The organism is Sodalis sp. RH16 (assembly GCF_047324245.1).
GTDB lineage: Bacteria > Pseudomonadota > Gammaproteobacteria > Enterobacterales > Enterobacteriaceae > Acerihabitans > Acerihabitans ligni.
Genome location: NZ_CP178737.1, coordinates 941,493 through 959,348, shown reverse-complemented (window position 1 = coordinate 959,348; position 17,856 = coordinate 941,493). Strand labels below are relative to the sequence as shown.

Sequence of the window (17,856 nt, the reverse complement as noted above, 5' to 3'; positions counted from 1 at the left end):
CGCTGCACGCCCGCTGTTTCCCGTTCGGTTAGAAGTGAAGTTCCATATGGTTATCGCGATACTCTTTGGGGGTGATTTCAAAGCCCTTTTTAAACACGGAATAAAAATATTGCAGCGAAGGATAGCCGCACATTTGCGAGACCTCGTTGATGGTCAACGAGGAGGAGACCAATAAATTGCGCGCGCTCTCCAGCTTCTCTTCGTGGATAACGTTATGGATGGTTTTGCCGGTCTCGTCCTTGAAGCGTTTTTCCAGGTTTGAACGGGACATGCCCACCACGTCGAGCACCTGCTCCACCTTGATGCCCTTGCAGGCATGATAGCGGATATAGTGCATGGCCTGGATCACCGCCGGGTCGCGCAGGGAGCGGAAATCCGTGGAGCGCCGTTCCACTACCTTGAGCGGCGGCACCAAAATGCGCTGCAACGGCAGACGGGAGTGATTCAACAGCTGATGCAGCAGCTTGGCGGCCTGGTAGCCCATTTGGCGGGTGCCCTGGGCCACGGAGGATAAGGGCACCCGCGACAGGCAGCGGGCGAGCTCTTCGTTATCGATACCGATAATGCACAGCTTCTCCGGGATGGCGATATTCAGATGCTCGCACACTTGCAGCAAATGGCGGGCACGGGCATCGGTAACCGCGATGATGCCGGTATGGGACGGCAGGGATTGCAGCCAGTCCGCCAGCCGGTTCTGGGCGTATTGCCAGTTGTCCGGCGTGGTCTCCACCCCCTGGTAGACTATCGGCTGGTAATATTCATCGGCGGCGAGCTGGCGGAAGGCCTGCTCCCGTTCCTGCGACCAGCGTTTGCCGCTGCTGGGGGGCAATCCGTAAAAGGCAAAGCGGTTGATGCCTTTTTCCTTCAGGTGCATAAAGGCGCTGGCCACCAGCGCGTGATTATCCGTGGCGATATAATGCACCTGCGGGTAGTCCTCGTCGTCCTGATAGGAGCCGCCGACCCCGACAATGGGCACGTCGACGCCGCTCAGCAGCTGCTCAATTTCCCGATCGTCATAATCGGCGATAACGCCGTCTCCCAGCCAGTCTTCGATACGATTGATCCGCCAGCGGAAATCGTCCTCGATAAAAATATCCCAATCGCATTGGGACGCCTGCAAATATTCCCCCACGCCTTCCACCACTTGGCGGTCGTATACTTTATTGGCGTTAAATAACAATGTGATGCGATAACGTTTTTCGAACATACAGGGTGTTCTCGCAAAAATCGTCCGGTAGCCAGCATATACCCAGTAACGCGGCAGAAGTATTAACCGCGTGTGCGCCAGCTAGCAAATCCGCGATAAAAACCGGCAAAAAATCCGGGTTCAGGGGCAGTGCTGCTTCCCTCTCATTTTCCATGGTAAGCAGCTGCTGAAGACTCTCAATGACGGTGGCCTAAATCGGGTTTGCACAACCGCAACACACTGCAGACTGAGATCAGCATGTTGCGGGAAGTCGCTACTTTGGCCGATTACTGCCCAGCCTAGCTCAACCAGTTGGTCTAGACATTGTGTTTCGACTTAGCCGTATTCGCTCATGCTGAGTCCTCTTCTGCATTCCAGGCCAACTCCCGCTCCAGTTGCTCGATGCTTGGCAAGCTGGTTTGCAGCTCCGCAGGCAGGGATTCAACTAATTTGTATTCAGCGATGCTCATAGGCTGGGACTTGTCGCCTAAGGCATATTCGGCAACCACTTTTTTTTTGCTCTTGCACAGCAGAAGACCAATGGTAGGGTTGTCCTGCTCGTTTTTCACCTGGCGATCAATGGCTGTCAGATAGAACCCCAGTTGCCCCAAATGCTCTGGCCTGAATTTTCCGCCTTTGAGTTCGATTACTACATAGCAGCGCAACTTGAGATGGTAAAACAACAGGTCGATAAAGAACTCATCGCCACCCACATCCAGCAACACCTGTCGCCCGACAAAGGCGAAGCCCGCGCCCAGTTCCAGAAGAAACTCGGTTACATGTTTTACCAAAGCATCTTCCACCTCACGTTCTTGGGCCTCCTCAGTCAGCCCTAGGAAATCGAAACGGTATGGGTCTTTGAGTGATTCACGAGCTAGGTCAGACTGCGCCTGTGGCAGGCTGACATCGAAGTTAGTCACAGCGGTGCCGCTTCGTTGTAACAAGCGACTTTCAATCTGCATGACCAGTACATTACGCGACCAGTTATGCTCAATAGCCTTGAAGGCATACCAGCGGCGATCTTCAGGGCGGTTAAGTTTGTCCAACAGGGCCAGTTGGTGATACCAGGGCAATTGTGCAAGCACCGCTTGCACAAATTCTGAATCCGGCCACGCTTCGGCAAAAGCCCGCATATACTTGAGGTTACGCGGTGAAAAGCCCTTCATTTCGGGGAAAGCTGTGCGTAAATCATGCGCCAGCCGTTCAATGACTTTGGCACCCCAGCCCTGCTCAGCTTGCCGTGCCAGGATATCGCGACCTATCTGCCAATACAGGCCCACCAGTTCCCGGTTGACCGCCAGGGCGGCACGCTGCTGGGCGTTATGGATACGACACTTCAGGTCGGCCAGCCAGGCGGCGTAGCCGCTGGGTACTAGAGTCAATGAAGCATGGAGCTCTTGTGTCATGCCGTCACCTCCGTGTCGGGTTCGTCAACCTGCACAGGCGCTGTGCCGGTTAGCAAGCCTTGCATTTTCTTTCGCCACCGTATACGCCGGCTTGATTACGAATCGTCCTCAATGATCAATCATCACTCGGGTTGATGTACTTAAAATGGCCCGCTTTAGCGGTGCCCGTGAGCCGGGGGCTGTACTCCTCCCCTCTCGTTATAGGTCTGCAAGGGCATAAAAAGGGTTGCTACGTTAATGCGTGTCGTCGATCTTCATGGATGTGGTCGCCGGCAGCAGCATATCCAGCTGCTGCTGTTTTTCCATCAGGGTATATAACAGCAGCTCTCTCACGTCTTCATCTTCGATTTTATAGGCGGCAAAGGCCAGCGCCCGGCATTGGCACTGGACGTCGTCAAAACACAGCTTGGCGGGGTCAATAAGATTTTCCATGGTTTTCACCTGATAAAGGTGAGGCGCAGCGCAGATGTTTTATAACAAGCAAAAAAAACAGATACGGCGACCTCGGTTGCGAGCTCCACCGCATAAAAAACTATCAATGGCGGTGACCCAAATCGGGATCTCACAACCGCTACACACTACTCCTCGGCCAGCCCTAAAGCTGCCCGATCTGAGCCACCATTGATTTTACACGCGAGTTTAGCTCGCGTTACAATGATTACTTAGGAGACGACATAATACAATATGCATACTACGTCGCCGTGTGTAGCAAGGGAGTGAGGGTCCCTACATTAAAAAACTAATGCCGGGCTATAATAACGGAATTATTTTAACGATGGCAAGAGATAAATAACAAAAACATTACTTACTAAGTTAATATAATCAATAGGTTATATAATTTTTATCGTGAGATGAGGTTACATAAAGATATTATATTATTACGCGAATATTTATTTTTATCTGTATTGTTTGAGGACAAAATTGGCATAAGTAAATTTAAGTAAATATTACTTATAATTGAAATTAGTGATGCGGTGATATTACTTGTAAAGTGATTAAAAATAATACCCGGCTTGACTTAGACTATTCATGATTGAGTAAAAGGGGAGTTCATGTAAGCGCTATTACACTATGAGAAAAATAAATAAGACCAAAAAATGTATGTTTCATAGTAAAAACGTAAGGGCTGCCGCAGAAATCGCCATCCTTGAAACGAATGATTACTTCCTAAAAACTAATAGCTCACTAAGAGTCAACCGTATGTGTCAGGAGGATTTACGATGGTGCATACACTTTTCACGACAGTCGCCCTTTCCGCTTGAATGGTTAAATGTCGGACAGGATATAGATCATAATGAACACTACAATTTTTGTTTTAAGATCTTTTCTAATGGAGAAAGGCCCGCGGACTAGGTATCTTTATTGAAAACCCTGTAAATGAAGAAATTCTTCAACATTATATGAAGAACTTCCATTTTAAAGATGTATTTGGGGACGGCTCTCTGCGCTATAGGTCAACTGGCGATTCAGACTATCTAACTCCTGAATGGTTACGAAATAATCAATATATTTGAAAATAGAAAAATTTGAGCGGTAATATCATTACATAGAAAAAAGGAATTTAGCGATGTCTTTTGTTAACAAATTGAACTCCTCCAGCAATCCAATGCTGGAAACTGAATCGCTTGTTCAAGGAAAAGAAATCTCCCTTACGAAAGAGCAAATTAGAAAAATGTTAATTGCTGCTGCGCCAGCGATTAGGGCAATGAAAGGTCCTCATCATGAAGCGGTAGGGAAACGTTTAACGAGCAAATGAAAAAGGTCACAGTTGTGACCTTAATTAAAATCATGGCTACTTTTTCAAGCTCTTTAATCATGAATATGAACCGCTGTAATTACCCATCGACAGCCTGGCGGTTGCTGAAAAAGCAAAACTAAAAATTGACGAATTGAGTGAAAGGAGAAGTACAGCATAAGTTTTTTTGATGGTTTGGGAGCATCTCTTGAAGAAGCTGTCGATGGGTGAAAGAGCAAGGTTACGGTTTTTAAATGTCTAATTTTGATCGAGCTTATTATTCAATATATTTCTTTTGATCGGAATTTTATCCCATTGATAGACGCGTTTCAAACTGCCCGTTTTACCGTTAATTAATGACCCGGGGGCTGTACTCCTCCCCTCTCGTTATAGGTCTGCAAGGGCAAAAAAAGGTCGCTGCGTTAATGTGTGTCGTCGATCTTCATTGATGTGTTCGTAGGCAACAGCATATCCAACTGCTGCTGTTTTTCCATCAGGGTATATAACAGCAACTCTCTCACGTCTTCGTCTTCGATTTTATAGGCGGCAAAGGCCAGCGCCCGGCATTGGCACTGCACGTCGTCAAAACACAGCTTGGCGGGGTCAACAAGATTTTCCATGGTTTTCACCTGATAAAGGTGAGGTGCAGCGCAGATGTTTTTAATGAGCAAAAAAACAGATACGGTGACCTCGGTTGCGAGTACCACCGCATAAAAAAACTATCAATGGCGGTGGCCCAGAACGGGTTTGCACAACCGGTATCAACTATTCTCGGCCAGCCCTTAAGCTGCCCGAACTGAGCCACCATTGATATTACGCGCGAGTTTGGCTCGCGGTACAATGATTACTGAGAAGACGACATAATACAATATGCATATTATGCCGCCGTTGATACTAGGGAGTGCAAGTCCCTGCATTAAAAAACTAATGCCGGGCTATAATAACGGAATTATTTTAGCGATGGCAAGAGATAAATAACAAAAACATTACTTGCTAAGTTAATATAATCAATAGTTTATATAATTTTTACCGTGAGATGAGGTTACATGAAGATATTATATTATTACGCGAATATTTATTTTTATCTGTATTGTTCGAGGACAAAATTGGCATAAGTAAATTTAAGTAAATATTAATTATAATTGAAATTGATGGATTAAAAAATCAGCTTGAGAATGTGATGGCAGGAAAACCAAACTGTGTTACTTGGGAAAAAATGGGATTCATCGCTGATTTGAGAACCGATTCCCTCTGGACTCGTTCTGTAAATCCGCCGCCTCAATTATAATAGCGATTGAGCTAACAGGGGCGTGCCGCCTTTTTTGGGATTGGATAGCGTTGGCGTTTTGCCGAAATTTTGTGAAACGCACTGTTTGAATAACGTGATCATCCATATCGTAGAACTTTCGCACTGCGCGGGTTAAAACGAACGTAAGGGGCTGGGCATCTCGCCTTGTTGATCTCATTTCGTTAAGGTGAGTTCACCAGCCGCTTACGGAGCAACTAAGGGCCCAGAGGTTAAGCCATCTGGGTCAGGCGCTGGAGCAACAATGGTCGCAACCGGGAACTTACCTTGAGTTGAGCTTCGATGAACGTTTGGGGTTGCTGCTTAACCACCGTTTGCATGGTTTTGGGGTTTACTGACTGCTCGGGGTTTTATTCTGCTCCGGCACAGGCATGAAGTTTTCGGCCAGGGCTTTTGACTCAGCTTTGTCCTGCGCTTCCTGTTCTTTAAATTTACTGTAAGTATCAGTATCAAAAAAAGAAAGACCTTCAATCTCGCCCTTAGGTATCAATGTTCTGAAATCGTAGAAATTAAGGGATCCAATCCCCTGCTGTATGCCGGTGTTAATGTAATGCTTCTGATAGTTCGTCGTAACGTGGATCGTCAGATCATCCTTGTCGCGGTATCCGCTCAGCAAAGGCAGCAACTCTAAAAATTCCGAGGCACCTTGCTCAAATGCTGGACAGTGTATAAAACCAACATAAAATTTGCGCGATTTTAAAGTAATAATCACCGGAAACTGCCTGACTGACGCTTCCATCAGCAAATTTTCCAGGGCATTATCACCCACCGCTTTTACTAAGGCATCTATCCGTCGATTCCCTCTTCCTGTCCACCATTTTCTGAATGCCCCTGCAGCACATGCAAGCAGTAACGACAATGCCCCCCAAACGGCGAACTTTAAGTCTTTATATCGAGCAGCATCATCAGTCGAGATAGGGAATACACGCTGAAAGACATCTGTTTTGAGGCTCAATAAATGCAGAGAACCATTAACGACCCAACGAAAAAAACCAGCGACGCTTAAGAATGAACAGATACCCCAGGATAAGGTGACGAAGAGGGTACCCCAGGCTGCAACAAAAAAATAAGCGTCCCAGCCGGTGGAACGCTTAAATATATATCTGGCTGATAGTGAAAGAGTTACATATATATATCCACTAATCAGGATCACGACTAATAATACGGTATTCATCTATGAGATTAACTTCGTTCCTTGATATACGCTAGTTTCGAGACTTGTTTCTCAATTGCAGCCTGCACATCCGCGTTGTCCAGATTGATGGAGATGAAGCCATCTTTACTGATGTTGTATCGATCTTTGTTTTCTTTGAGTACCCGCGCCAGCCGCTCGGTAGGGCTTCCTGTCGGGATACCTATTTTCAATGCAAGTGACATTGACATAAGTGCCTCCTATGCTGAGGGCGCGAGATTATACATCCCGCGCGATGATGGTACAACATCGCCACAAACGATAAGCATTATAATAGTTATGGCGATGTGGGAGGATTCAAAAAAACAACCATATGTTGTTAATAAGTTAAGCTGTCCAACCTCGGTTTAGCAAGTTCTTTCTTATCTTAAAGGTAAGAAACCTAAGCCGCCAATCATCTAAAGATCCCCTTGCCTGCTGCCCTACGCCGAAAACAGCTTTAGCGGATAGCCAATCCCTTGATATCCCATCCCCCATCGTGGGTGGTTGGTCCCGGAAGTCCCACCGGCACTTCGTTGCCCACTATCTGGCCCAACTGGCCCATGCTAATCGGCCTTCTTAATAAAAGGGCTGTCACGGATATTTTCTGATGAGCGGTAAACATAAGCTCATACCCCAGGTGACTGGCGTGCGTAATGGTCAGGGTTTAATTGCTTATGAGTCACAGCGTGATTGCCAAGCGCTTGAGTTGAACATCTATAAATTACACCCGCCTAAGGGCGCCGCATCTGTGCAGCCACCGATCTCAACAGCTCGATAAAGGTGGCCTGCAGTGCAGTAGGACGCCAATCGTTCCGGCGCGTCAGGGCGATAGTTCTCCAGAAGTCCGCGCCGGGCGATCCGATTTCCGCCAGTTGTCCAGCCTGGCTTTCCAGACGGAATTGATCCCGCGACATCAGCGTCAGCCAGTCGCCTTCCAGCATCATGCCGCGTTTAAGGGTCACAGACCCGCATTGCACCCGCAGGATCGGAGGGGTTTGTCCGCGCACGGCGAACATGCGTTCCCAGTTCACCCGCATCGGCGTGCCTGGCGCCGGCATCACCCAGTGATGATCCAGCAGGTCGGCTGTGGTCAGGGGGGTTTTGCCATGCAGCGGATGTCCGGTACGGCCAACGATCACCAGTTCGTCGTCAAACAACGCTTCCTGGGTTACGTCATGGGTGGGGACCCACTCGCGTTGCGAACCGATCAGCAAGTCCACATCCCCCTGACGCAGGTGGCTCAGTAACTCGGCATGCGGCCCTTCGACAATCTCCACTGAGGCGGCCGGCCACTGGGTACAGAATCCGGCCAATACCCTGGACAGGAAGTAGGAGCGGGCCACGGGCAACACGCCGATGCGCAGCGTGCCGCTCAGACCCTGGTTGCGGGTGGCGATTTCGTCGATCCCGGCCCGCAGTTCCGCCAGCATCAGGCGCACGTAGTGCACCAACTGACCCGCCGGCGCCGTAGGTCGGATCGCTCTGCCCGTGCGCTCCAGTAAAGGGATTTCAACGGTCTCCTGCAATTCACGCATCGCCCGATGCAGCGAAGGTACGGAGATGTCCAGTTGCCTCGCCGCGACAGCATAACTGCCGGCGCCGACTACCGACACCAGCGCGCGCAGCTGGCTCATGGTCACCCGCTGGTCAAGCTTCATTAACACCGGTTTGCCGGAGCCGCGACGGATTTGCCGCACGCCGCTGGCCAGGTAGGCGAGGGCCCGCTCGGTACGGATGATGAAACCGGTGCCGGCGTCGGTAATGGTCACTCCACCCGGACGTCGCTCGAACAGGCTTACGCCGAGTGTCTGTTCAATCTTACTGATGGCCTGGGCCAGTGCCGGTTGCGATAAATTGACCGTCTTCGCCGCGCCGCTGATATTACCTGTCGCCGCCACCGCAAGCAGGGCGCCGAGGTGTCGCAGGTTAAGTGAATAAGCTTGAGTCATTTTTATTCGTTAGCCAAATTCAATAGCCGGAGCGTAATTCGAATTTTCTCTCTCAAATACATCCATATATAGTCGGAGGATATCCGAAGCGCTAGTGAAAATAAAATAACTCGATCAATAGTTAATCCGGATATCTCTGTCACCCTACAAAAAAGAGGCACCTATGAAGCTGCTAGATACCCATACCCATGTGATCTCTCCCGACAACAAGCGTTATCCCACTGACCCCATCGGTGGGCATCAGTCGCAATGGTCGCAGGCTCGTCCGGTGGATGCCGACAGCCTGTTGCGCGCGATGGACGCCGCCGACATCGAACAGGCCGTGGTAGTCCAGGCCTCTACCGTCTACGGTCACGATAACCGCTATGTCGCCGACACCGTGCGGGCACACCGTGACCGCCTGGTTGGCGTGTATTCACTGGATGCGCTCGCCGCCGATGCGGTGGAAAAGATTATTTACTGGCAGGAACAAGGGCTGTCGGGCTTCCGGTTGTTCACCACCGGCAGCACCATGCCCGGTCAGGGCGACTGGTTGGGCCATGTTGATTCTTATCCGGCCTGGGCCTGGGCCGAGGCGCATGCCATTCCGGTGTGTCTGCAAATGACCATGGAAGGCATTCCTGCCCTGCGCAGTCTGCTTGAACGCTTCCCCAAGGCGATTGTGCTACTAGACCATTGCGCGCGTCCGGTGCTGTCCGCCGGCGCCCCGTACCAGGCGGCCGACGCTCTGCTCGCTCTGGCGGCGTTTCCGGGCGTTCATTTGAAGCTGACCAACCGCACCCTGGCCGCCGCCGCCGAAGGCAAGTCGACCCCCATCGACTTCTTGCGCACGATCATCGCCGCGTTCGGTGCCGATCATATCGCCTGGGGCTCAAATTTCCCCGCGGCGGCGGGCACGCTGGCCGAGTTGGCTGACACTGCTCGCGAGGTACTGGGCGGATTGTCGGTGCAAGATCGGCAGGACATCGCCGGCGGCACCGCCCGGCGCCTGTATCCGTTCGCCTCGACGGAGCAACGCTGATGAATACTGCGACAACTTTACGTACCGTACTCGGCCACTATCCGCATACGGCGGCGCTGCATTCCGGCGAACTGACCGATCCCGCCATACGCCTGGACTTCCAGAACGTTGGCGTGGTGCACAAGGCCTTCGCGCCCATGGTCCGTGACCAGGCCTATGATTTGTGCGAATTAGCCGTGGTCACCGCGTTGCAAGCCATTGCCTATGGCCGTCCGGTGGTGCTGTTACCCGCCGTGGTCGCTTCTCGCTTTCAGCGCGGCTGCCTGATTGGTTACGGCCCCAACGGCGTACCGGCCGAGACTGATTTGGCCGGTAAGCGCATTGGCGTGCGTGCTTATACCCAGACCACCGGCATGTGGGTTCGGGCGCATCTGGCCGAGGATGTTGGACTGGACATCGCCAAAGTGCGGTGGATAACCCACGACCCGGCGCACGTTGAACAGTACCGGAACCCCGGATTTGTCGAACAGATCCCCGGCACGAAGGGCTCGTTGCAGATGCTGCGCGACGGCGACGTGGACGCGGCGATCCTGGGCAATGACTTGCCCTCGGGTGAAGAATACATTGCGGTCATCAAGAACGCAGGAGACCGGGATCTGGCCTGGTGGCACAGGCATCATTTCATGCCGATCAACCATATGGTGGTGGCGAGTGCCGATGCTTGCGCACGGCAGCCGGATGCCATTCGACATGCCTTTGCGCTGCTGCGCGAAGCCGATCGGCGCAGTATTCCCGCTACGGGCGAAGCCAAGACATTGAGTCCGACCTTGTTCGGTTTCGAAAGCCTGGCCGGTGCTCTCGACTTCACCATTGATGCGTGTATGGCACAGGGGCTGTTACCCCGACGTTTGAGCCTGAAAGACGTGTTCGATCCAGCGCGCAAGCTGCTGGGCAGCGACGCCGATTAAGCAGCTCCCGGCCATCTCACCTATTATTGTGGAGTCCACTATGACTCGTAACATTTCTACCAGCGCCGTCCTGGGTACCCAGCGTACGCGCCGTTTCTACGAAGACCTGACTTTTCAAGTGCTGGTCGGCATGGTCCTTGGCATTGCGGTAGGCGCCCTGGCGCCCGACATCGGCCAGACGCTCAAGCCGCTTGGCGATGTGTTCATCCGTCTTATCCAGATGGTGGTCGGACTGATCATCTTCTGCACGGTCACCCACGGTATCGCCAGCGTCCGTGATCTGGGCAAGGTCGGTCGTATCGCGATCAAGGCCATCGTCTATTTCGAGGTGGTCACCAGCATCGCTCTGGTGATCGGCCTGGTGACCATCAACGTCCTCAAGCCGGGTGTCGGGATGAATATCGACCCCGCGCTGTTGCGAACCGCCGGTGAAGCGGCGCACCCCGCTTCGCACATGAGTGTGGGCGAGTTCATGCTCAACCTGGTACCGGAGAGCGCCATCGGTGCGTTCGCCCGGGGCGAAATCCTGCAGATTCTGGTGTTCTCGGTGCTGTTCGCCTGTGGCCTGGCCTCTATGGGGGATAAGGCGCAACCGGTGCTGAACATGGTCGACACCGTATCCCAGTCTCTGTTCTGGGTGATCCGCCTGGCGATGAAACTGGCCCCCATCGCCGCTTTCGGCGCCATTGCCTTTACGGTCGCCAAATTCGGCCTCAAGTCGCTGGTGCCTCTGGCGGCGTTGGTGGGGGAGTTCTACCTGACCTGCGCGATCTTCTTCCTTATCGCGCTGGCGCCGGTCGCCTGGTACGCCGGTTTCAGCCTGCTCAAGCTGATGCGTTACATCCGTGAAGAGTTGATCCTGGTGATTGGCACCAACTCCGGGGAAAGCGTGTTCCCGCAACTGATCGGCAAGCTCAAGCGACTCGGTATCGAAGAGTCGGTGGTCGGGCTGGTGCTACCCACCGGCTACAGCTTCAACCACGACGGGACCTGCCTGTATTTCGCCGCCGTCGCGGTGTTCCTGGCCCAGGCCACCGGCACCGCGTTGGGTTGGGAACAACAGCTGTCGCTGCTAGGCGTATTGCTGGTCACCTCCAAAGGCGGCGCCGGCGTGGCGGGTTCGGCCATCGCGGTCCTGGCCATGACCCTGGCCGCCACCAAGTCGATCCCGGTCGGCAGCATTGCCTTGATCCTCGGCGTCCATCGCATCCTCGCCTCGGCGTTTGTCTTTACCAATATCACCGGTAACTGCGTGGCGACCCTCGTGGTGGGCAAATGGGAAAACGCCATCGACCGCAGGCAACTGGAAAGCGAACTGGACGCGGGTTACCGCGAAGTTTGACCACCCGATTTATCACAACAGCATCGACCGGATTGCCACGCGCAAGGGTAACCTGCGCGCAATACCGGCAAGGGCACGCACCATGAAAACGACAATAAATATTCTGGCAGTAAGCATTCTCGGTTTTTTGATTCAAGACACTACCCTGGCCGCAACCGTTTCGCCATCCGCCTCCCTCCCCGGCGCGCTGGCCGATACACCGGATACTCCGAAAGTACCGAACGACACCCAGGGGGAACCGGCCGCTGCGCCAACCGTCAGCCAGGAGCCCGGTACCCCCGACCCCGGCGCCGCGTTGAGAAAACTGGCCGGCCAGGGCGTGTTGCTGCGGGCCAATCTGATCAATCAGTATGCCCGCAACACCCGCGGCGGCGTTGGGCAGGGCCACACCAACGTTGGCCAATTCAACATCGGCGCCGATCTCAATCTCGACAAGCTGATTGGCACCCACGGCAGCAGTTTTCATTTCACCGTCTACAAAGATTATGGCTCCGGCCTCAGTCATGACGTCACCGGCACTTTCCCCAAACAGCAGAACATCTACAAGAACGAATTCCCCGCCTGGCACCTGGGGCTGTTCGCCTTCGAGCAAAAACTGCTGGACGACCGACTGGATGTGGTCGCCGGCCGACTGGGTACCACCGCTTATTACGCCAAGCTGCCCACCAACTGTCAGTTTCAGAATGGCGACAACTGCGGCGTACCGCGCCTGGTCAATTCCGAATCCGGCTACAGCCTGCTGCCCTCGGCCACCTGGGGTCTCAACATGCGCTACCGCACGACCCCTCATACTTATATTGAAACCGGCGTATACGAGGTCAACCCCAGCACCGCCGCCAGTAACGGCCTGGACTTCTCCACTGCCGAGTCCACCGGCGTGACCGTGCCGCTGGAGTGGGGCTGGACCAAGCCCGGTAACTTCGATCTCAAGGTCGGCGGCTACATCAGCACCGCATCGCATTCCGACCCTTACTACAACACCGCTGGCCGTTCGCTGGGGAGTTTCGGCGGCACCGCCCGCAAGGTGAACGAGGATCGCAAGGGCGTTTATCTGCTCGGCGACAAGGTGGTCTGGCGGCCCGGTGCGGACTCGAAGCGCAACCTCGCGGTATTTGGCGGCGTGGTCCAGCAACTGGAAGATGAGGAGATCATGAAGCAGCAGTTTCTGAGCGGCGTCGTGCTGACCGGACCAATGGCATCGCGGCCGCATGACACCATCGGCTTCTCCGCGTCATTGTTCAATCTCACCGACAAGGAAACCGCCTTCCTGCGCGATTCCCGGGCCAAGGCCGGGGGCCACGGCAGCAACGATCCTCATGAGTATTCCTTGGAACTCAACTACGGTTGGCATGTCAGCCCTGGCGTAATCGTCATGCCCAACGTCCAGTACATCATCAACCCGGATAATTCCGGCATGCCGAAAACCGCAATCTTGCCCAAGAACATGCTGGTCTATGGGCTCAACGTGCAAATAAACTTCGGCGGCATGTTCGGCCTCAGCTCGCCGGGCGGCGGCGACTGAACATGGGATAGATCTGCTTCTCCCTCTCTGACTGAACCGCCCCTGGAAACCGGGGCGGTTCATAAAATCTGAAGGCCGGGTCAGTGACTATTGTCTTTGACTCGGCCATTGTATTGGTTTCTCCCTTGAAAATAGCGGCGTAACAGTAACGAACTTTTTTCACTAACCGGAAAGGAGTGATGTTACGCAGGGGGTGTAAACCCTCATTTTTTGCTGGAAAATTCAGCCCGATGGTGTACTATGTACATCATAAAAGTAAGGGAGTATTTAAGTGAGTCATGCAATAGAGTTTATCGAGACGGCAATGTTTACCCGGCAGATAAAGCAAATTGCCACGGACGATGACTTGAAGGATCTTCAGAAAGAATTAATCGAATTTCCGGATAAAGGCGATTTAATACAAAAAACGGGTGGGCTGCGAAAAATCAGAATGGCGACGGGGTCGCAGGGGAAAAGCGGGAGTGCCAGAGTTATTTATTTTCTTGCCACAGAAGAGGTTATCTATCTGATTATGGCCTATCCGAAAAACATCAAAGACAGCCTGACTGATGCTGAAAAGGCAGAACTTAAAAAACTGACGAAATTACTGAAAGATGAGGTATATCATGAGCTTTTTTGACGATCTGAAAGCATCTCTTGAAGAAGCTGTTGAAATTAAAAATGGTGTTAAAGCGCCTGCACGGGTCACCAGTTATGAAGTGGCCGATGTGAAGGCTATCAGAGAACAACTCAATGTCTCACAGGGTGAGATGGCAAAGGTCCTGGGAACCAGCATTGATACCATTAAAAGCTGGGAAACAAAGCGACGCAATCCTACCGGACTGGCGGCAAAAGTTCTGGCGACTATTCGGGATAACCCGGCGTTCTTCCGGGAGCTGGCTGTACATTAGGTCTTGATGGCCGATAATATTTCCAACGATGAGAGCCCGCGGTTGCGGGCTTTTTCATTTATGCGCCGGGCATGGCGCGTAGCGCCTTGACGGGCGTTGTCCCCGGTTCGTGGTGGTCAAGGGACAGCTTAAAGGTCAAAAAAAGCCCTCTACACACCCGTCAAAGGTGTCAGTTGCAGGTATATCTGTCGGAAGGTGCGCCGTTGTTCCAGGTAGGCCTCATGACGGTTTTTATCAGGCCGATAGCTGGCCTCCAGCGGCAACGGCGGCAGAATTTCCGACCAGGGCGTATCGGGATGGCAGCTGAGCTGCGCCAATCTGGCCGCCCCCAGCGCCGGACCCACATCGCCGCCGGTGCGGTAATCCAGCTGGTGTCCGCTGATATCCGCCAGCAACTGCCGCCAGTATGCGCTGCGCGCCCCGCCGCCGATGAGGGTGATGCTGTCCGGCCGCAGTCCGGTTTCATGCAATACGTCCATCCCGTCCGCCAGACCGAAGCTGACGCCTTCCACCACCGCCCGCGCCAGCTCCGCCGGGCCGTGATCGTGGGTTAGTCCCCAAAAGACGCCGGTGGCGTTGGGGTTGTTATGGGGCGTTCTCTCCCCGGACAGATAGGGCAGGAAGAAGGCCGGCGAGATATCGGCGCGGCTGCCGGCGGCGGCGTCCAGCAAGGCCGGGACGCTGCCCAGGCCGGTGGCTTTTGCCGCCCAGTCAAGACATGAGGCGGCGCTGAGCATCACCGACATCAAATGCCAGGTATTGGGCAGCGCGTGGCAAAAACTGTGCACGGCTTTTTCCGGATTGCTGAGAAAGCCGTCGCTGACGGCGAAATAAACGCCGGAGGTTCCCAGCGACAGCATGGCCTGGCCCTGGCGATAGAGACCGACGCCGATGGCGCCGGCGGCGTTATCGCCGCCGCCGGCCACCACCGGTACCGGCGGCATTCCCCAGCGGGATGCCAGGTCCGGGTGCAGGGTGCCGGTGACCTGGTTGCCTTCGAACAATTGCGGCATATGCCCCCGGTTCAGGCCGCAGGCGTCCAGCAGTTCATCGCTCCAGTCGCGGCGGCCCACGTCCAGCCACATCGTGCCAGCCGCATCGGACATGTCGGTGGCAAACTCGCCGGTCATGCGCCAGCGCAGGTAATCTTTTGGCAGAAGAACTTTGTCCACCCGGCTGAATATCTCCGGTTCATGCTCGGCCACCCAGCAGAGTTTGGGGGCGGTGAATCCGGGCATCATCAGATTGCCGGTTATCTGCCGGGAGCGGGGTACCGCTGTTTCCAGCGTCCGGCATTGGGCAAAGCTGCGGCCGTCGTTCCAGAGAATGGCGGGGCGCAGCACCTGCTGTTTGTTATCCAATAGCGTAGCGCCGTGCATTTGCCCGGTCAGGCCCAGGGCGCGCACCGAAGAGAGATCCTGTTTGGCCTTTAATGCCAGCATGGCCCGGTCGGCGGCCTGCCACCAGTGTTCCGGATTTTGCTCCGACCATAGCGGATGGAGACGGGAAACCGTCAGGCTTTCCGTATGGCTGCCCAGGATATGCTGCTGTTCGTCGAGGAGAATGGCTTTGACGCCTGAGGTACCTAGATCTATGCCGATATACATGAGGTATCCCTTAATTGTTTATAAGTAGCGCGGCTGTCGCCGCTTGGGAAAACCGATGCGGCAGCCTGTATGCCGCAGCCCGCTTTAACTGGTTCGTTGTCCGCTTGGTGATCGGGGGCCTAGCCTGCCATGGGGCGCTCTGTCGGCCAAAAAATGGCCGATTCGACCCCATCGGCACGCTCTCCCTTTAACACGGTCGTTGCACGATCGGTGATCGCGGGCCTAGCCTGCCATGGGGCGCTCTGTCGGCCAAAAATGGCCGATTCGACCCCATCGGCACGCTCTCCCTTTAACACGGTCGTTGTACGATCGGTGATCGCGGGCCGTGCTCCTTTAGCTGTATAGCACCTGATTGACGATATTTTCGAACAGTTCCTGCTGTCCGCTGTGGTGTTCCGGCGCCAGGGCGTGCTGTTGGGCGTAGGCCGCCACGTCGGCCAGGGAGAGATTGCCTTGCAGTACACGCTGTCCCAGGTCGCCGTTCCAACCGGCGTAGCGGGCTTTCACCAGTTGATCCAGCCGTCCGTCCTCAATGAATTTCGCCGCCACCTTTAATGCCAGCGCCATGGTATCCATGCCGCCGATGTGGCCGTGGAACAGATCGTATTTATCGGTGCTCTGCCGGCGCACCTTGGAATCGAAGTTCAGGCCGCCGGTGGTAAAGCCGCCGGCTTTCAGGATTTCATACATCACCAATGCGTTTTCTTCCACGCTGTTGGGGAACTGGTCGGTATCCCAGCCCGATTGCGGATCGCCGCGATTGGCGTCCACCGAGCCGAAAATTCCCAGCGCGATGGCGGTGGCGATTTCATGATGGAAGGTATGTCCCGCCAGGGTGGCGTGGTTGGCCTCCACGTTGACCCGGATTTCCTTTTCCAGACCGAACTGTTTCAAGAAGCCATATACCGTGGCGACGTCGTAATCATATTGATGTTTGGTGGGCTCCTGGGGCTTGGGCTCGATCAGCAAGGTGCCCTGGAAACCGATTTTATGTTTGTGCTCCACCACCATCTGCATAAACCTGCCGATTTGTTCCCGTTCCTGCCGCAGATCGGTGTTCAACAGGGTTTCATAGCCTTCACGGCCGCCCCATAACACATAGTTTTCGCCGCCGAGGGTCTGGGTGGCCGCCATGGCGCTGTTGACCTGCGCGGCGGCCCATGCGAAGACTTCCGGGTCAGGATTGGTGGCGGCGCCGGCGCCGTAGCGGGGATGGCTAAAGCAGTTGGCCGTGCCCCATAGCAGTTTTATGCCGGTCTGCTGCTGATGCTGCGCCAAGACTTCCGTCATGGCCGCCATGTTATCGAGATACGCCTTTACCGTATTGCTCTCCGGGATCACATCCATATCGTGAAAGCAGTAGTAAGGCGCTCCCAGTTTGCTGAAAAATTCAAAGGCCACTTGTGCTTTCAACCTCGCCTGTGCAAGGGCATCTCCCGGCTGCTGCCAGGGGCGTTGAAACGCGCCGGTGCCGAACATATCCACGCCGGGCCAGCAGAAGGTGTGCCAGTAGCACACGGCGAAACGCAAATGGTCTTCCATGCGTTTACCTAATATGATTTCATCAGGGTTGTAATGATGGAAAGCCAAAGGTTCGGTGCTCTTGGGCCCTTCAAAACGGATTTTTTCAATTTTGTCAAAGTATTGAGACATGATTATGGCTCCTCGAAAATACAGGGTCCGTTCTGAAGCGGACATGATTTAACCCGGCGTCCGGCAATAACGCCGGCGGGTTAAGGGGATTCACTGCAATTGATTCTGGTTAGAACAGCGGGGGCGATCAATTACGTTATTTCACATATGGATTCAT

At 53.9% G+C, this 17,856-nt stretch carries 17 protein-coding genes; 7 read left to right on the top strand and 10 right to left on the bottom strand.

What is annotated here, in order from left to right; translation table 11 throughout:
- Window positions 1-28: 28 nt before the first annotated feature.
- From xylR to ACL2XJ_RS04470, 3 genes are all read right to left on the bottom strand, one after another.
- A complete protein-coding gene (gene xylR, locus ACL2XJ_RS04480) occupies window positions 29-1,207 on the bottom strand; it encodes a D-xylose utilization transcriptional activator XylR (RefSeq protein ID WP_132925217.1) in 1,179 nt (392 codons plus the stop codon).
- A gap of 329 nt (window positions 1,208-1,536) precedes the next feature.
- Entirely contained in the window at window positions 1,537-2,592 is a 1,056-nt protein-coding gene (locus ACL2XJ_RS04475; RefSeq protein WP_413725769.1) for a PDDEXK nuclease domain-containing protein, read from the bottom strand.
- Window positions 2,593-2,826: 234 nt separating this feature from the next.
- On the bottom strand, window positions 2,827-3,024 hold the full coding sequence (locus ACL2XJ_RS04470; RefSeq protein WP_413725768.1) for a hypothetical protein: 198 nt from the start codon (window positions 3,022-3,024) through the stop codon (window positions 2,827-2,829).
- Between the two features lie 1,135 nt (window positions 3,025-4,159).
- On the opposite strand from ACL2XJ_RS04470, the gene ACL2XJ_RS04465 reads away from it, so the two are divergent.
- On the top strand, window positions 4,160-4,348 hold the full coding sequence (locus tag ACL2XJ_RS04465) for a hypothetical protein (RefSeq protein WP_413725767.1): 189 nt from the start codon (window positions 4,160-4,162) through the stop codon (window positions 4,346-4,348).
- Between the two features lie 401 nt (window positions 4,349-4,749).
- On the opposite strand, the gene ACL2XJ_RS04460 is transcribed toward ACL2XJ_RS04465, so the two are convergent.
- The 5 genes from ACL2XJ_RS04460 to ACL2XJ_RS04440 form a co-directional block, all read right to left on the bottom strand.
- A complete protein-coding gene (locus ACL2XJ_RS04460) occupies window positions 4,750-4,947 on the bottom strand; it encodes a hypothetical protein (RefSeq protein WP_413725766.1) in 198 nt (65 codons plus the stop codon).
- 5 nt (window positions 4,948-4,952) lie between these two features.
- Entirely contained in the window at window positions 4,953-5,135 is a 183-nt protein-coding gene (locus ACL2XJ_RS04455; protein WP_413725765.1) for a hypothetical protein, read from the bottom strand.
- 829 nt (window positions 5,136-5,964) lie between these two features.
- Window positions 5,965-6,807 carry a hypothetical protein gene (locus ACL2XJ_RS04450; protein WP_413725764.1) on the bottom strand — a complete coding sequence of 281 codons (843 nt, stop codon included), beginning with the start codon at window positions 6,805-6,807 and terminating at the stop codon, window positions 5,965-5,967.
- Window positions 6,808-6,815: 8 nt separating this feature from the next.
- Window positions 6,816-7,016, bottom strand: coding sequence for a multidrug ABC transporter ATPase (locus ACL2XJ_RS04445; protein ID WP_413725763.1), 201 nt, complete (start codon window positions 7,014-7,016; stop codon window positions 6,816-6,818).
- Window positions 7,017-7,538: 522 nt separating this feature from the next.
- Window positions 7,539-8,756: a LysR substrate-binding domain-containing protein gene (locus tag ACL2XJ_RS04440; protein ID WP_413725762.1), complete on the bottom strand. Its 1,218-nt coding sequence runs from the start codon at window positions 8,754-8,756 to the stop codon at window positions 7,539-7,541.
- Window positions 8,757-8,919: 163 nt separating this feature from the next.
- On the opposite strand from ACL2XJ_RS04440, the gene ACL2XJ_RS04435 reads away from it, so the two are divergent.
- The 6 genes from ACL2XJ_RS04435 (at window position 8,920) to nadS (ending at window position 14,439) form a co-directional block, all read left to right on the top strand.
- Entirely contained in the window at window positions 8,920-9,777 is an 858-nt protein-coding gene (locus tag ACL2XJ_RS04435; RefSeq protein WP_413725761.1) for an amidohydrolase family protein, read from the top strand.
- Window positions 9,777-10,685, top strand: coding sequence for a hypothetical protein (locus ACL2XJ_RS04430; protein ID WP_413725760.1), 909 nt, complete (start codon window positions 9,777-9,779; stop codon window positions 10,683-10,685). Before ACL2XJ_RS04435 ends, ACL2XJ_RS04430 begins: the two co-directional genes overlap by 1 nt.
- 40 nt (window positions 10,686-10,725) lie before the next feature.
- A complete protein-coding gene (dctA, locus tag ACL2XJ_RS04425) occupies window positions 10,726-12,027 on the top strand; it encodes a C4-dicarboxylate transporter DctA (RefSeq protein WP_413725759.1) in 1,302 nt (433 codons plus the stop codon).
- Window positions 12,028-12,109: 82 nt separating this feature from the next.
- A complete protein-coding gene (locus ACL2XJ_RS04420) occupies window positions 12,110-13,549 on the top strand; it encodes a carbohydrate porin (RefSeq protein ID WP_413725758.1) in 1,440 nt (479 codons plus the stop codon).
- A 271-nt stretch (window positions 13,550-13,820) separates the two neighbouring features.
- A complete protein-coding gene (locus tag ACL2XJ_RS04415; RefSeq protein WP_413725757.1) occupies window positions 13,821-14,168 on the top strand; it encodes a type II toxin-antitoxin system RelE/ParE family toxin in 348 nt (115 codons plus the stop codon).
- Window positions 14,155-14,439, top strand: coding sequence for a NadS family protein (gene nadS / locus ACL2XJ_RS04410; RefSeq protein WP_132925237.1), 285 nt, complete (start codon window positions 14,155-14,157; stop codon window positions 14,437-14,439). The genes ACL2XJ_RS04415 and nadS overlap by 14 nt, the downstream gene beginning before the upstream one ends.
- Window positions 14,440-14,588: 149 nt before the next feature.
- Here the strand turns inward: nadS and xylB are convergent, their stop codons facing one another.
- Together xylB and xylA are read right to left on the bottom strand one after the other, a co-directional pair.
- Window positions 14,589-16,046 (bottom strand): xylulokinase, encoded by a 1,458-nt coding sequence (gene xylB / locus ACL2XJ_RS04405; protein WP_413725756.1) that lies wholly within the window; start codon window positions 16,044-16,046, stop codon window positions 14,589-14,591.
- A 333-nt stretch (window positions 16,047-16,379) separates the two neighbouring features.
- Window positions 16,380-17,699 carry a xylose isomerase gene (xylA, locus tag ACL2XJ_RS04400; RefSeq protein ID WP_132925241.1) on the bottom strand — a complete coding sequence of 440 codons (1,320 nt, stop codon included), beginning with the start codon at window positions 17,697-17,699 and terminating at the stop codon, window positions 16,380-16,382.
- Between the last annotated feature and the right edge of the window lie 157 nt (window positions 17,700-17,856).

Bases quoted from the DNA above. Each gene is read 5' to 3' on its own strand.
- ACL2XJ_RS04420 (WP_413725758.1), top strand. From the start codon at position 12,110: ATGAAAACGACAATAAATATTCTGGCAGTAAGCATTCTCGGTTTTTTG.
- ACL2XJ_RS04455 (WP_413725765.1), bottom strand. From the start codon at position 5,135: ATGGTGGCTCAGTTCGGGCAGCTTAAGGGCTGGCCGAGAATAGTTGAT.
- ACL2XJ_RS04465 (WP_413725767.1), top strand. From the start codon at position 4,160: ATGTCTTTTGTTAACAAATTGAACTCCTCCAGCAATCCAATGCTGGAA.
- ACL2XJ_RS04435 (WP_413725761.1), top strand. From the start codon at position 8,920: ATGAAGCTGCTAGATACCCATACCCATGTGATCTCTCCCGACAACAAG.
- ACL2XJ_RS04430 (WP_413725760.1), top strand. From the start codon at position 9,777: ATGAATACTGCGACAACTTTACGTACCGTACTCGGCCACTATCCGCAT.
- xylA (WP_132925241.1), bottom strand. From the start codon at position 17,699: ATGTCTCAATACTTTGACAAAATTGAAAAAATCCGTTTTGAAGGGCCC.
- nadS (WP_132925237.1), top strand. From the start codon at position 14,155: ATGAGCTTTTTTGACGATCTGAAAGCATCTCTTGAAGAAGCTGTTGAA.
- ACL2XJ_RS04440 (WP_413725762.1), bottom strand. From the start codon at position 8,756: ATGACTCAAGCTTATTCACTTAACCTGCGACACCTCGGCGCCCTGCTT.
- ACL2XJ_RS04450 (WP_413725764.1), bottom strand. From the start codon at position 6,807: ATGAATACCGTATTATTAGTCGTGATCCTGATTAGTGGATATATATAT.
- xylB (WP_413725756.1), bottom strand. From the start codon at position 16,046: ATGTATATCGGCATAGATCTAGGTACCTCAGGCGTCAAAGCCATTCTC.
- ACL2XJ_RS04445 (WP_413725763.1), bottom strand. From the start codon at position 7,016: ATGTCAATGTCACTTGCATTGAAAATAGGTATCCCGACAGGAAGCCCT.
- xylR (WP_132925217.1), bottom strand. From the start codon at position 1,207: ATGTTCGAAAAACGTTATCGCATCACATTGTTATTTAACGCCAATAAA.
- ACL2XJ_RS04470 (WP_413725768.1), bottom strand. From the start codon at position 3,024: ATGGAAAATCTTATTGACCCCGCCAAGCTGTGTTTTGACGACGTCCAG.
- dctA (WP_413725759.1), top strand. From the start codon at position 10,726: ATGACTCGTAACATTTCTACCAGCGCCGTCCTGGGTACCCAGCGTACG.
- ACL2XJ_RS04475 (WP_413725769.1), bottom strand. From the start codon at position 2,592: ATGACACAAGAGCTCCATGCTTCATTGACTCTAGTACCCAGCGGCTAC.
- ACL2XJ_RS04460 (WP_413725766.1), bottom strand. From the start codon at position 4,947: ATGGAAAATCTTGTTGACCCCGCCAAGCTGTGTTTTGACGACGTGCAG.